This window comes from Kitasatospora purpeofusca (assembly GCF_034043715.1).
Taxonomy (GTDB): Bacteria; Actinomycetota; Actinomycetes; order Streptomycetales; family Streptomycetaceae; genus Kitasatospora; species Kitasatospora purpeofusca_A.
The window spans coordinates 63,106-76,257 of the sequence record NZ_JAXCLC010000027.1 but is presented as its reverse complement, the minus strand read 5'-3'; the positions used below and the strand labels follow the sequence as shown (position 1 = coordinate 76,257).

At 75.3% G+C, this 13,152-nt stretch carries 14 protein-coding genes; 7 read left to right on the top strand and 7 right to left on the bottom strand.

Annotated elements, in window-relative coordinates; all coding sequences use genetic code 11:
• Positions 1 to 81 precede the first annotated feature (81 nt).
• Positions 82 to 969 carry a macro domain-containing protein gene (locus SM793_RS16320; protein ID WP_320438900.1) on the top strand — a complete coding sequence of 296 codons (888 nt, stop codon included), beginning with the start codon at positions 82 to 84 and terminating at the stop codon, positions 967 to 969.
• 118 nt (positions 970 to 1,087) lie between these two features.
• Here the strand turns inward: SM793_RS16320 and SM793_RS16315 are convergent, their stop codons facing one another.
• The 3 genes from SM793_RS16315 to SM793_RS16305 form a co-directional block, all read right to left on the bottom strand.
• Entirely contained in the window at positions 1,088 to 1,789 is a 702-nt protein-coding gene (locus SM793_RS16315) for a nucleotide-binding protein (RefSeq protein WP_320438899.1), read from the bottom strand.
• A gap of 75 nt (positions 1,790 to 1,864) precedes the next feature.
• Positions 1,865 to 3,451 carry a hypothetical protein gene (locus SM793_RS16310; RefSeq protein ID WP_320438898.1) on the bottom strand — a complete coding sequence of 529 codons (1,587 nt, stop codon included), beginning with the start codon at positions 3,449 to 3,451 and terminating at the stop codon, positions 1,865 to 1,867.
• A 140-nt stretch (positions 3,452 to 3,591) separates the two neighbouring features.
• Entirely contained in the window at positions 3,592 to 3,864 is a 273-nt protein-coding gene (locus tag SM793_RS16305) for a hypothetical protein (RefSeq protein WP_320438897.1), read from the bottom strand.
• Positions 3,865 to 3,898: 34 nt separating this feature from the next.
• On the opposite strand from SM793_RS16305, the gene SM793_RS16300 reads away from it, so the two are divergent.
• Positions 3,899 to 4,342 (top strand): hypothetical protein, encoded by a 444-nt coding sequence (locus SM793_RS16300; protein WP_320438896.1) that lies wholly within the window; start codon positions 3,899 to 3,901, stop codon positions 4,340 to 4,342.
• Positions 4,343 to 4,744: 402 nt separating this feature from the next.
• Here SM793_RS16300 and SM793_RS16295 read toward each other — a convergent pair whose 3' ends face one another.
• Positions 4,745 to 5,506: a DNA polymerase beta superfamily protein gene (locus SM793_RS16295; protein WP_320438895.1), complete on the bottom strand. Its 762-nt coding sequence runs from the start codon at positions 5,504 to 5,506 to the stop codon at positions 4,745 to 4,747.
• A gap of 103 nt (positions 5,507 to 5,609) precedes the next feature.
• Here SM793_RS16295 and SM793_RS16290 point away from each other — a divergent pair, with 103 nt between their 5' ends.
• The 3 genes from SM793_RS16290 (at position 5,610) to SM793_RS16280 (ending at position 8,542) form a co-directional block, all read left to right on the top strand.
• Positions 5,610 to 6,827: a DNA glycosylase AlkZ-like family protein gene (locus tag SM793_RS16290; protein ID WP_320438894.1), complete on the top strand. Its 1,218-nt coding sequence runs from the start codon at positions 5,610 to 5,612 to the stop codon at positions 6,825 to 6,827.
• Positions 6,828 to 6,870: 43 nt separating this feature from the next.
• Positions 6,871 to 7,659 (top strand): SDR family oxidoreductase, encoded by a 789-nt coding sequence (locus SM793_RS16285; protein WP_320438893.1) that lies wholly within the window; start codon positions 6,871 to 6,873, stop codon positions 7,657 to 7,659.
• A gap of 154 nt (positions 7,660 to 7,813) precedes the next feature.
• Positions 7,814 to 8,542: a tyrosine-protein phosphatase gene (locus SM793_RS16280; protein ID WP_320438892.1), complete on the top strand. Its 729-nt coding sequence runs from the start codon at positions 7,814 to 7,816 to the stop codon at positions 8,540 to 8,542.
• 55 nt (positions 8,543 to 8,597) lie between these two features.
• Here SM793_RS16280 and SM793_RS16275 read toward each other — a convergent pair whose 3' ends face one another.
• The gene (locus tag SM793_RS16275; protein ID WP_320438891.1) at positions 8,598 to 9,044 is read right to left on the bottom strand and encodes an RICIN domain-containing protein; all 447 of its coding nucleotides are present in this window, start codon (positions 9,042 to 9,044) and stop codon (positions 8,598 to 8,600) included.
• Positions 9,041 to 10,249: a low temperature requirement protein A gene (locus tag SM793_RS16270; RefSeq protein WP_320438890.1), complete on the bottom strand. Its 1,209-nt coding sequence runs from the start codon at positions 10,247 to 10,249 to the stop codon at positions 9,041 to 9,043. The genes SM793_RS16275 and SM793_RS16270 overlap by 4 nt, the downstream gene beginning before the upstream one ends.
• Positions 10,250 to 10,480: 231 nt before the next feature.
• Here SM793_RS16270 and SM793_RS16265 point away from each other — a divergent pair, with 231 nt between their 5' ends.
• Together SM793_RS16265 and SM793_RS16260 are read left to right on the top strand one after the other, a co-directional pair.
• Positions 10,481 to 11,701 carry a hypothetical protein gene (locus tag SM793_RS16265; protein WP_320438889.1) on the top strand — a complete coding sequence of 407 codons (1,221 nt, stop codon included), beginning with the start codon at positions 10,481 to 10,483 and terminating at the stop codon, positions 11,699 to 11,701.
• 192 nt (positions 11,702 to 11,893) lie between these two features.
• Positions 11,894 to 12,229, top strand: coding sequence for a hypothetical protein (locus SM793_RS16260; protein WP_320438888.1), 336 nt, complete (start codon positions 11,894 to 11,896; stop codon positions 12,227 to 12,229).
• A 56-nt stretch (positions 12,230 to 12,285) separates the two neighbouring features.
• Here SM793_RS16260 and SM793_RS16255 read toward each other — a convergent pair whose 3' ends face one another.
• Positions 12,286 to 13,128, bottom strand: coding sequence for a TIGR02452 family protein (locus tag SM793_RS16255; protein ID WP_320438887.1), 843 nt, complete (start codon positions 13,126 to 13,128; stop codon positions 12,286 to 12,288).
• Between the last annotated feature and the right edge of the window lie 24 nt (positions 13,129 to 13,152).

The following is a 13,152-nucleotide window of genomic DNA, read 5'->3' as shown; positions in this document are numbered from 1 at the left end:
GCCGGGAGCCGCCTCCCTCGAAGCACCGAGCAGGATAGCAACCACCTTGCTGGGCAGGCTGGTTGATGATCGGCGAGTTGTATGATCCGCCGACTGCCGGGCGCTGCGCGGGTGTCCCGGCGCACCGCGTCCGCCTTCCTGCGCAGCACCGCGACCGCCTTCGGTGGGGTGGCGGTGGCCGGCCAGCTCGCCGGACCGCTCTTTCCCCACGGCCTGCCCGCTCCCGGTTGGGTGACCACGGGCTCGGCCGGGGTCTGCGTGCTCTGGGGTGCGTACCGGGCGCGTCCGGTCCCGGTGGTGCGGCAGGAGTTCCGGCGGCCCGACACCACGGTGGTGGTGGAGGCCGGTGACCTCTTCGCCGCTCCGGGGCACCTCGTGGTCGGCTTCTGCGACACCTTCGACACCGCTCCGGCGGACGGGCGGCTGATCCACCAGGACAGCGTGCAGGCCCAGTTGCTGCGGCGGCGCTACGACGGGGACCTCGACCGGCTGGACGCGGAACTCTCCGCCGCCCTGGCCGCGGTCGCCCCGCGGTCCCGCGAGCTCAGGGCGGACAAGCCGCTCGGCAAACTCGACCGCTACCCTCTCGGCACCGTGGCCGTCCTCGGCGGGCCGCCCCGGCTGGTCTTCGCCACCGCCTACAGCAGGCTGGGCCGCGACCTGGTGGCGTCCTCCGGTGTGGAGGACCTCTGGTTCGGCCTCAACCGGCTCTGGGACGCCGTCGACCGGCGGGCCCGGACCGACTGCGTGGCGATGCCGCTGGTGGGGTCCGGGCTGGCGAGGATGGACTACCTGGACCAGGACAGCCTGCTGCGGCTGATCCTGATGTCTTTCGTCGCACGGTCCCGGGAGGGCGCGGTCTGCCGGGAGCTACGGGTCGTTCTGCGCCCGGCGGACCTGGCGAACGTCTCCGTGCCGGAAGTCCGGGCGTTCCTGCGGAGCATGGCCGAGGGCCTGGCCGGCCGGTGACGGCGCCGGACACGGGGACGGGGACGGTGGGTGACGGCACCGACCGGCGACCGCGGCGACCGGCACCGGCCCGACCGCAGTGGGGCGCCGCGGCCGGGCCGGTCCGTCCCGCGCGGGGTCAGCCCCTGCGGCGGTAGGCCCCGAGGTCCCGGAACGGCTCGGTGTCCAGCCAGTCACCGCCCCGGTCGTCCACCGGACAGCCGGCCACCTCCAACCGCTGCGCCACCTTCCGCAGCGCGAGGACGGGGTTCCCGTCCGCGGTGAACCGGATCACGTTGCGGCCCGCCAGGTCGGAGGCCGGCCGGACGTCCCCGAACTCGACCATCACGGTCCGCTCCGGATAGGCCATCAGCACCATGCCCAGTTCGATCAGCACGTTCTGCCGCGGCTGGCCGGAGGGGGCCCGCTCGTGCGGCGGCTCGGCGGGCCCCTTCAGGTCGTCGTGGAGCACGGCAACGTCGTCCGGGGTGAGCAGCACGAGCGCGGCCCCGGCCACCGAGGGCGCGTGGGCCACCACCTCGCCGATGAACGGGGAGGCCAGGCCGGTCGCCCCCACCAAGTGCTCCCACTCCAGGGGGTTCAGTCCCAGTCTGCGCAGCAGCCCGAACATCTCACGCCGGACCTGCTCGTCGCGGCCGTGGACCACGAACACGTTGCGGCTCCGCTCGGGCCCGACCGGCGCCTGCGCTTCCGTCGCCCCCTCGGTGGCCTGCCGGGGGGCGCCCCGGTTGACGGTCTTGCCAGTGGAGAAGTCGATGTTCCCGGTGCCGAAGTGGTTGCCGTACACGGCTGCGCCGCGGTCCGTTTCCTGATCCGTCATGGGTCGGGTGTCCTTGTCCTCGGTCTTCGTGCGGCAGCCGTCGTCGCGGCCGGCCCGGTGGCGGCGGTGCGGGGATCAGTTGTGGTTGACCTGCTTGTCGCGCGAGAAGTCGATGTCACCGGTGCCGAAGTGGTTGCCGGCCAGGACGGTGGTCTGGTTCCGCCGGTGGTCCGCCAGGTCGACCTGGTGCTCGCGCAGGAAGCGCTCGACGAGGTGCAGCAGCCGGCGCTCCACGATCCGGGTGTACTTGTCGGCGTCCGACTCCTGGAAGTAGTGGTGGTAGGCGTTGCTGCAGGCCAGTTCGCGGATGCTGGTGCGCGCGCCGCGGTTCACCGCGAGCGTCGCGTACCGGCCGAGGTGGAACTCGCTGCTGTCCGCGACCGCGACGAGTTCGACCTCGAAGCGCCGGCCCTCCCGGTAGTGCCGCCGGAGCCGGGCGAAGCCCGAGACCAGCGGGCGCAGGGGCAGCAGGACCTGCCAGGACCTGCCCAGCACGTGGCGCAGGGAGTCCCGGGCCGCCCGCAGCAGCAGCCGCCCGTCCAGCCGCTCCGGGAGCCGGTCGACCAGGTGGAACTCGGAGATCACCGGGGTCAGCACGTGGCTGTGGAACTCGGTGTGCAGGGTGTTGCCGCGGATGTCGAAGCCTACGAACACGGAGGTGACCAACTCCTCCTCCCAGGAACCGATCCGGGCGCACAGGTACTCGCGGGACGCGCGGTAGCCCTCCGCCCAGTGGTCGCGCCCTTCCTCGTCGATCGCGGGCAGCGGGGTCCAGCCCGTTCCCGCGGACCGGTCGTGCACGGTGACCGCCCGGGCGTAGCTGCGGCGTTCCACGACCAGCGTCGCGATCCGCTCGGACTCCCTCGCCTCGTCCCGCAGTTCGGCGGCGATATGGTGCTGGACGAAGGCGGCCAGCTCCGCGACGTCGAACGGTACGACGGACCGGCGCCTGGTGGCGACCGGACCGGGAGGCTCCTGGGGTCCGGCCGGGTCCGTCCGGCCGGCGAGCCGGGCGACCAGTTCCGACAGGTCGTCCCCGTCCTCCGGGGCACCGAGCAGCAACTGCGCGCTCGACCACCGGCGCAGTCGCCCGCCCGCCCCGACGAACGGCCGGTAGCCGCCGAAGTAGGCGAGGCCGTCCCGGGCCGACTGCTCACGGTCGATCTTCCCGACGAGCTCGTCGTCGAGGAGGGCGGCCGACGGACGGCCGCCGTCGAACCCGCCCGGCCCGCCGTCCTTGAGCCTGGTGATCAGGGTGTGCAGGGTGGCCACCCGTCGCAGGTAGTCGGCCGACCAGCACAGCCAGAGGACGAGCAGGAGGAAGGAGAGGACGCCGATCACGCCGGTGCCGGCGAGGACGAACAGGAGGACGGCCCCGACCCCGAGGTACACCCAGGCGTTGCGCTGCAGCGCGCGGGCCGCGAGCGCGTGCGCGAGCACCGGGACGGCGTCGTAGCCGAACGACGGGGCGACCGTCCGGGCCCGGTTGGTCAGCAGCTCCCTGATCACCGCACGGCGGTAGTCCGGGGAGAGGTAGGTACCCGCCGCGAGCAGCCTGGTGGCCCGGCTACGGGCGTCCACCCCCGGCGGGCCGGCGGGCCGGTCCTGGCCCGGGGGCGGGGGTGGCGGCGGCGCGGCGAGGGAGGCGCCGTGGATGGTCATCCGTCGTTCAGAGCTCCTGTCGCTGTCGTGGAGGGGTCCGGTCCTGCCGCGGCCAGTGGACGGCGGGCGGCGGGCGGCGGGCGGCGGGCGGCGGGCGGCGGGCGGCCGGGGAGTCGTCGCGCCTGTGTACCGGTCCGCCGTCATCCCGTCCGGGTGACGGTCGCCTTGGCGATGGCACCGTCGGTGACGGTGTAGACGCCGCGGAAGCGCCGGACCGTGCCGTCCGTCTGCCGGGCCTCCAGCGTCGCGGTGACCGCGGCGCCGTCGACCGAGAGCACACTCACCGTGGTGGAGGTGGTCCCGTCGAAGCCGGCGACGAAGGTGTCGTAGTCGCCGCCGAGGTTGCGCCCGCCGAGCTGCCAAGCCGTGCGGAAGGCCCCGGTGTTGACCGCCGCGAAGTAGTCGCTCAGCACCGCGTCGGGTCGGGCGGCCCCGGTCGGTGCGGTCGTGGCCGTCGTTGTCGCCGTCGCGGAAGCGGACCGCGAAGATGACGGCGACCCGTCGAACCAGAACGACGACGGCGAGACCGAGGGCGAAGGCGTCCGGGTGACCGAGGCCGTGGCCGTGGCCGTGGCCGTGGCCGTGGCCGAGAACGAGGACGAGGACGAGGACGAGGACGAGGACGAGGGTGTGCGAGTGCGGGTGGGTGTGGGTGTGGGTGTGGGAACCGTCCGCGAGGGCGACGGCGGCGGCTCGTCCCACCCCCCGGAACCCACGCCCGGACCACCGGTGAGCCGGCTCGTGTCGATGCCGCCCCCGTCGTCCGTCCCGAACGAGATGCCGCCGCCCAGCCCGAGCAGCAGCACGAGCACCGCCAGCGAACCCCCCGCGACGGCCAGCACCCCCGTGCGAACGGTCCCGGGCGGAGGCAGCAGCGACGGCGGCGGGTGAACGGTCCGGGCCGCACCCGGTACCCGGATCCGTGCGTCCGCCGGGACCGACGGCTCCGGGATCTTGTCGTTCAACGCGGACCTCCTGTGCGGTCACCGACGGATCGGGAGGCGGGACCCGGCACGTCCGGCCGTGCGCCCGGCCGTCCTGCCCCGGCCCGCGGACCCGACGGTCGCCGCCCCTCGGGTCGATCCGACCAGACCCCCTGCTTCTGCGGCCACAACCGGAGCTCTTCCGATCCGCTTCCGATGCGCTGGTGGACCCGGTGACAGGTGCGGCGCCGGGTGCGGCGCCGCACTCCTCCGGCGGCGCCCGCGCACGACGAAGGGGCCCGCGCCGGCCTGTGCCGACGCGGGCCCTCGAGGCGGGCCACCAGGGTCGGAACCCTGAACCCAGGGACCGCTACGCGGCGGCGGCCGGGGCGGGTGTCCAGTGGGCGGCGCGGACGCGGTGCAGCCAGGCTTCGGCGGGGCGCTCGTCGGGGTGGTCGGGGAGGACGCCGGGGAGGTCCAGGCGGTCGGTGGCGGCGGCGAGCAGGCGTTCGGCGTGGGCGGGGTCGTCGGCGATCCGCTCGCCGAGGGCGCGGACGCGCTCCGGATCGGGCAGCCGGACCAGGTTGTGGCCGGCCTCGTGCAGGTGGACGGCCTGTTCGAGCAGCCGGACCAGGTGCCGGGCGTGCTTGGCGGCCCGGGCCCGGGCGGCCGGGTCGGAGGTGTCGCGGGTCAGCAGCTTGCGGAACTGCTGGGTGGCGTAACCGAGATAGGCGTTGCGGACACCTCGGGCGCTCAGGAAGGAGCGGCGGATCGCTATCAGTTCCTCGCCGAGCGGGCCGCGTACCTCGTAGAGCTCGTCGGGCAGCCAGACCAGCTCCGTCGCGGTGGGATTGCAGCTGAGCGCGAGGCGGCACCACTTGGCGGCCTCGTGCAGGGTGCGGTCCGGCTTGGTGGAGACGTGCGACTCCGCAGGGCGGTGCAGGCCGTGGAAGCCCGTGGTCGGGGCGGCGAACAGGCCGAGCCGGTCGATGTCGGAACCGGCGTGCGCCAGTCCGTAGGCGGTCGAGCCGACGATGCCGGACAGCAGGACGGTGCCGGGCGGGGAAACGGCCGGGGAAGCAGGCGGGGAAGCAGGCGGGGAAACGGACGGGGAGGTGGGCCGGGTGGTCATCGGGCTCCTCTCGTCGGCCGGTCCGCAGGAGTCTGCCGGGTCGGGCCGCGCCGGGCCAGCGAATTCCGGGGACGAGCGGGCCCGCGGGCCGATACTGGGCCGCATGGCGAGGGCGAACGGCGGTCCGGCGGCGGGGGCGGGGATCGGCACGACGAAGCTGCGGGCCTGGTGGTCGCACCGGCAGTGGCTGGACGGCGCGCACCCGGAGGCGTCGGCCGGCGAGGTGCTGGCGGCCACCGGGTGGGCCCGGTCGGTGGGCGGGGCGGCGCCCTACCTGGGCCTGTTCGCCCGGGCCGGGCTGGGCCGGGCGGCCGTGGACGCGGCGGTGTCCCGGCTGGAGGCGCAGGAGCTGCCCGCCGCGCGCGGCTGCACCTACATCGTCCCGGCCGAGGACTTCGCGCTCGCCCTGGCGGCCGGCGCGGCGGTGCCCGAGGGCGAGGTGGCGGCGGCCTCGAGGCACCTGGGGGTGACCGCGGGCGAGGTCGAGCGGCTCTGCCTGGCGGTGGACCGCGCGCTCGCCGAAGCACCGGGGCCGCTGGACCCGGCGGCGATCCGGGCGGCGGTCGGCGAGGCCGTCCGGCCGCTCGGCGAGCCGGGGCGCAAGCGCGGGCTGTCCACCACCCTGCCGCTGGCCCTCGGGCTGATGCAGTCGCGCGGGCAGCTGCGCCGGGTGCCGGCCAACGGCCGTCTGGACCAGCAGCGGTACGGCTACGCGCGGTGGGACCAACCGGTCGGCGGCGGAACGGCGGACCTGGCCCGGCGCTACCTGACCTGGGCCGGCCCGGCCTCGCTGAAACACTTCCGGTGGTTCTCCGGTTTCGGCGCCGCCACCGCCCGGCAGGCGTTCGCGGAAGCGGGCGCGGTACCGGTGGCGCCCGGCTCGGAGCTGCTGATGCTGCCCGAACTCGTGGACGCCTTCGCCGGGTTCACGGTGCCGGCCGAACCGCACTACACGCTGCTGGCCGGGATCGACGGCATCCACCTGCTGCACCGCGAGCTGGCCCGGCTGGTCGACCCGGCCGACGCGGCCCGGCCGCTGCCGGCCGGCCGGGCCGGGCGGAGCTTCGGCGGCGAGGCCGACCCGCAGACGCACATCGTGCTGGACCGGGGGCGGATCGTCGGCTTCTGGGAGTACGACACCGAGCGCGCCGAGATCGTCCACCTGTCCTTCGTGCCGTCGAACGCCGGGCTGCGGTCGGCGGTGGCCCGGACGGAGGAGTTCGTCCGGGCGGAGCTGGGGGACGCGCGCGGCTTCAGCCTCGACTCGCCGAAGAGCCGGGCGCCCAAGATCGCGGCGTTGCGGGCGAATTCGGGCGAATGAGGAGTTCCCGCCGGGCACCGGGGGTCGGCATACAGTACGAACCATGTCGACTTCGAACGAGTTCGCCCAGCCGCACCGGCCCGACCCGGCCGGCGTACTGCTGATCACCGGCGCCGGTCGCGGCATCGGCGCCGCGACCGCCCTGCTGGCCGGGCTGCGGGGCTACCGGGTCTGCGTCAACTACCGGTCGGACGAGGCCGCCGCGGCCTCGGTGGTGGACGCCGTCCGCGCCGAGGGCGGGGTCGCGCTCGCCGTCCGCGCCGATGTCAGCCGCAGTGCCGAGGTGGCCCGGCTGTTCACCACCGTCGACGCCGAACTGGGGCCGCTCACCGCTCTGGTGAACAACGCCGGGACGCTGGAGCGGCAGAGCCGGCTGGAGGACATCGACGAGGAGCGGCTCAACCGGATCTGGGCCGCCAACATCACCGGACCGTTCCTGTGCGCCGCGCAGGCCGTCCGCCGGATGTCCACCCGGCACGGCGGACAGGGCGGCACGATCGTCAACGTCTCCTCCGCCGCCTCCCGGCTGGGCTCGCCCAACGAGTACGTGGACTACGCGGCGGCCAAGGGGGCCGTCGACTCGATGACCCGGGGGCTGGCCCTGGAGGTCGCCGACGAGGGCATCCGGGTCAACGCCGTCCGACCCGGCCTGATCCGCACCGGCATCCACGCCCTGGGCGGGGAGCCCGGGCGGGTCGACCGGGTCGCGCCGGACCTGCCGATGCGGCGCGGCGGGCAGCCGGAGGAGGTCGCGGAGGCGATCCTCTTCCTGCTGTCGCCGGCCTCCTCGTACACCACGGGCGCCTTCCTGGACGTCGCCGGCGGGCGCTGAAGCGGGCGGTTCGGTGGCGCGGGCGGTTCGGTGGCGCGGGCGGTTCGGTGGCGCGGGCGGTTCGGTGGCGCGGGCGAGTCGGTGGCGCGGGCGGTCGCGGACCGCGCCAGGGATTCCTTCCCCTGGCGCGGTCCGCGACCTTACGGTGGGGGCCATGACCGACGACCTGCCGGACCGTGAAGCCGACCTGCCGTCCTCCTTCATCGACATCCCCGGCGTACGCAACTTCCGCGACGCCGGAGGTGTCGGTGCGCTCCGCCGGGGCGTGCTGTTCCGCTCCGGCTCCTTCCACACGCTCGCCCCGGAGGGCGCCCTGCGTTTGAAGGCCCTGGGCCTGCGCACCGTGATCGACCTGCGCAGCCCGGCGGAGACGGAGGTCTGGCCGGACCTGCGGCACGGCCTCGACCACGAGACGCTCAGCCTTCCCACCCTGCCCGCCGACCGGGAGGACACCGACCGGCCGTGGCCCGCGAGCCAGGAGGAGCTGTACCCGTTCATGCCCTTCACGGCCGGCCCGTCGCTGGTCGCCGCGATCCGCCGGCTCGGCACCCCGGGCGCGCTTCCGGCCGTCGTCCACTGCGCCGTCGGCAAGGACCGCACCGGTCTCACCATCGCGATCGTCCAGACCCTGCTGGGCGCCTCCGAGGACGACATCACCGCCGACTACCTGCTCTCCAACACCGGCCTCGGCCTGCTGGACGGCCCGTCCCCGTACATCGACGAGACCGGTGCCGAGCGGGTCTCCCGCCCGATCTCGGAGGAACTGCTCGCCTCCTCCTTCGCCTGGATCCGGGACCACCACGGCACCGTTCCCGCCTACCTGCGCGCCCACGGCAGCACCGACGAGGACCTCGCCGCCCTCCGGGCCAACCTCTCCGCGTAGGGTCCGCCCTCGGTCCCGGCCCCGGACGGCACGCGGCGACGCGGCCGGCCGGGGCCTACTCGCGTTCCAGGTGCCACCACTGGGCCGGGGAGTCGGTGTCCTCCCACTGGTGGACCGGGTCGGACCGGTCGGACGGGGCGGTGAGGGCCCTGCCGCTGATGAAGCTGGTGAGGGTGCAGGTGCCGGGGGCGTCGAGGTGGTGCTCGACCAGCCACTCCTGCGCGCCGAAGGCGTTGGCGGACCACTGCTGGACGGGCACGCCGTTGTCGGTCGCGGCGCCGGTGACGTCAAGACGCTTGCCGCCGGCGACGTTCTCGACGTGGAACAGCGCGCCGCCCGGGTGGACGGCGGTCAGCCGCCAGAGCTGGGCGTCCGAGCCGTCCTCGGGGGCGAGCAGGACTTTGACGCCGCTGCGCCGGCTGCCGCCGGGGACCTCCAGCAGCAGGCCGGTCGCGACGTTCCGGATCCGGTAGCGGCCTTCGGTGATCTTGTGCTCGGTCACCCGTGGAGTGTCCCACCGGGCACCGACAGCCCCGCCCGCCGCGCCGGGTTCCGCTGCTCCCAGCCGAAGGCCACGGCCAGGGCCAGCACCACCGCGGCGACCTCCGCCAGGGCCGAGACCGTGGTGCCGAGCAGCGTGCCGACCGCGACCGCGCCGGTGGCGGCCAGCAGCCGCGGCAGGTTGGGCCCGAGGGCGAAGGTACGGCGGACGGCGGTGTTGACGGCCAGGAAGACCGCCACTCCGCCGCCCAGGGCGGCCGCCTGGGCGGCGGTGATCGGCGCCGCCGGGTGCGCGACCGCCGACTTCACCCCGGCCGCGAACAGCAGTACCCCGAGCAGCAGTCCGTAGTGGCCCAGGTTGTAGACGCTGACGGCGAGCCGGTTGCGCCGGTCGGAGGGCAGCGCGGCCATGTGGTGCTCGGCGCGGGCGTCGTCGTCGTGGCCGAAGTACGCCCACCAGAGCCCCACACAGACGGCCAGGCTCAGCAGCGCGACACCGACCAGGGAGGCGCTCAGCTCGGCGGTGCCCGCGCCGACGCCGATCGCGATCACCGACTCGCCGAACGCGATGATCACCACCAGGCCGTGGCGCTCGACGAAGTGATCCGCGCGCAGTTGGAAGCTGGGCAGGTCGACCAGCCGGGGTATCGCGATCTGCAGGGCGAAGGCGGCCGTCCAGAAGGTCAGCTGGAGCGAGCCGGTGAGGTAGCCGCCGGCCACCACCAGCCCGGTGTTGAGCAGGTTGAGCCCGCCCATCCGGAGCACCGGGCCCAGTGCCACCCCCGACACCGCGAACATGCCCGTGTGCACGGCCACCACCAGCAGGTACGCCCAGCCGAAGACGACGCCGCTGCCCTCGAAGGCGTGCGGCACGGAGAGCGAGATCACCAGGAAGCCGGCCATCGCCAGCATCAGCAGGCCGCGCCGGCCGTGGGTGCGCGGCGGCATGGCGTTGGTCAGCCAGATGAAGGCGTCGTACATCCACCAGATCACCGCCAGCATCACCACCACCTGGGTGAGGCCGCCCGGGGTGAGGTGGTGGGCCAGACTGCCGGTCAGCTGGGTGATGGTGAAGACGAAGACGAGATCGAGGAAGAGCTCCAAGGGCGCCGCCCGGAGCGACGGCTCGGCGGTGGCTTCGAGGAGGACGGGGGCGGGAACGGGGGCGGTGGCTCCCCCGGCGGCGGAGGTACTGGTCGCGATCACCCGCGCGAGTATGGGGGACGACGGCCCGTTCCCGCCGGGGTTTCCGCCAGTCGGGCGGCGGTCCGACGCCCGGTCGACACCGGCCGGACGCCGTCCGGCCACCGGCGGGCGGGAGCGGGGGCGGGGCGGGGCGGGGCGGGGCCGGCCGGGGCGGGGGCGGGCCGGGGCGGCGACCAGGGCAGCGGTGACCCGGGCGAGGCCGGGGGACGGCGGGCCTCTATGCTGCCGCGAATGGTGTTCGACCCTCATTCCGCGCAGGACGGCCGCCCCACCGGGCCGTCGGACAGTCAGCAGTCCGCTCTCCTCGGGGCGGTGGCCGCCCTGGAGGCCGCCGTGACCGGTCTGGCGGAGGATCCGGACGGCGGTGGTGAGCGCTTCGACGCGGCGCTGCGCCGGTTGGGCGGGTTGTTCGGGCCCGCTGGGGAGGCGGAGTCGGCGGCCGTCGGCCCCCGGCTGGCCGCGCTGCTCCAGGACACCCCGCTGTTCCCCCGGGCGCACCTGGCGATGATGGTCGGCGCCTGTGTGGAGCGCGGGGCCGACCCGGTGGCCTGCGCCGACGGCGTCCTCGCCGGACTGCGCGAGGCCCTGAGCGGGGCCCTGCTGCTGATCGAGCGGTGGGCGGAGACCGGAGCGGACGCGGACGGGAGGTCGGCCGGGAGCGCGGCGGGGGACCACGGGGACGGGGACGAGGACGGGGACGAGGACGAGGACCCGCTGCCGGATCCGGACCGGGAGGACCCCGGTCGCGCCCACGCGCGGATCACCGAGCCCGGGCGGACGGACGGGTGGCACGCCCACCGGGCCGTGGCCGGCTGGTGGACGCTCCAGCTGTGGCAGCAGGCCGCTTTCGCACTCTGCACGCACGCCGCCGTCCGCCGGGCGGCCCGCGACTCCGGCGTGGGCGGCGTCCTCACCGAGCTGATCGACCGGTACCGCGAGCGCTCCGGCCGGCACGACCTCAAGGGCCTGCGGCACCTGGCCGCCACCCTCGACGACGAGCCGCTGCTCGTCCTGCACCGCGCGAGCGGCACCGGCTACCTGCTCCGGATGGACGGCCTGACCGACAACTTCCAGTTGCACACACTGCTGATCGAGGTCCTGGTCGGCGGCGGCCACCTGCCGGGCACCCGGCCTGACCCCGAGGTGGTCGCGCTCAGCCGCACCCGGTGGCTGGACGGTCGCCGGTTCATCGCGACAGGCGCGTTCAACCTGGTGGCGCCGGACGGCGGATGGATCTGGAACGAGGGCATGCCGGCGGACATCCCGGTGGTGGACGGCGTGCGGACGCTGGTGCTGGACCCGCAGCCGTACGAACGGAGCTGGGCCGCCGGGCGGTTCGTCGAGCAGGTGCCCGGTGACCTGCGGCTGGAACGGGTGCTGGCGCCGGCCGAGGCGGCGGCGCGGCTGGCGGCGGCCGCGCCCGCACTCCCCTTCGAGCAGGCCGTGCGGTAGCCGGCGGTGCGGTAGCCGCCCAGCGGGGCGAGCGGCGGAGCGGTCGGCGGAGTGGCGCCCGACCGGCGGGCCGCCGGAGGTGCCGGGTTATGGTCGGAGCTCCGGGGAGTCCGGGCCGGACGCCCCGGAGTCCCGAGGAATCCGCCGCGGATCCGCACCGGATCCGCCTGGAGTCGAGGAGTGGAACCGACGATGGCGAGGATCCCGAACACGCTCACGGCCACCGCACCAGCCGCACTGACGGCGGCGGGCGGTCTGGTCGGCGGCTACGGCGCCGCCCGGTGGAGCGGCAAGCGGCAGCTCGGCGGCGCCGTCCTGGCCGTGGCCGGCGCGGGCGCCGCCGCGCAGTGGCACCGCCGCTCGGGCGCGCCCGCCGCGGCAGCCCTGACCGGGCTCTACGTGGTGGCCTTCGGCGGCTCGCACCCGCTGGCGAAGCGGATCGGCGCCTGGCCCGCCGTCCTCGCCGTCACCGGGGTGGTCGCCGCCGCCTCGGCCGCCACCACGCTGCTCGTCACCCGGAAGAGCTGAGCGGCACCGCCCTTACCCGCTCACCCCCTCACCCCTCTCCCCTCACCCCTCTCCCCTCATCCCTGCTCCCCGCCGCTGAACCGGGCCTCGAACGCGGCCCGGTTCGGCGAGACCGGCGTCCGGTCCCAGACCGCGAAGACCACCCGGTCGAAGGCCGCCCCGTACCGGGCCAGCGCCAGCTCGAAGGCCTCCGCGACCTCGGCCGGGTCGTTGCGGAACACCCCGCAGCCCCACGCCCCCAGCACCAGCGCGCGGATCCCGTGCCGGGCCGCCGCCGCGAGCACCCGCTCGGCCCGCTCGGCGAGCACGCCCCGGACGTCCACCCCGCCGTCCTCGGCCCGCAGGGCGAGCTGGCCGGCGTTCGGCGCGGGCGAAGTCAGGAACGTCACCGGGTACGGCCGCGCCAGCAGCCCGCCGTCCTCGCCCCGGATCACCGGCACCCCGGGCGAGACGATCACCCGGTGGCTGTACCGGAGGTCGCCGGAGGCACGGTGCGCCTCGTAGTAGTCCGGCGCCTCCAGCAGGCAGGTGTAGAGGAGGGCGCTGCGGCAGAGGTCCTCCTCCTGGGCCCGGGCTCCGCGCAGATAGCCGCCGCCCGGGTTCCGCGCGGACGCGAAGTTCAGCACTCCGACCGGCCCCGCCCCCGCCCCGACCAGCCGACGGGCCGCCTGGACGCTCCCCTCGGCCGTGACCTCGACGGTGCCGGACCCCGCCGTCGGCCCCGGGCCGCCCGGCGCGACCAGCGCGTCGAGACCGGCCGGGTCGTACGACACCGTCCCGGCCCTGGCCGCCGCCAAGCGCTCGGTCAGATCCACGGGTTCGCCCCCGGACGCGCGGTAGCTCCCCCGCTCGGCGATGCCCTCGTTCACCGCCGCCACATCACGCAGTCTGCTGCTCATGCGACCGACCGTAGGCGACGGGGC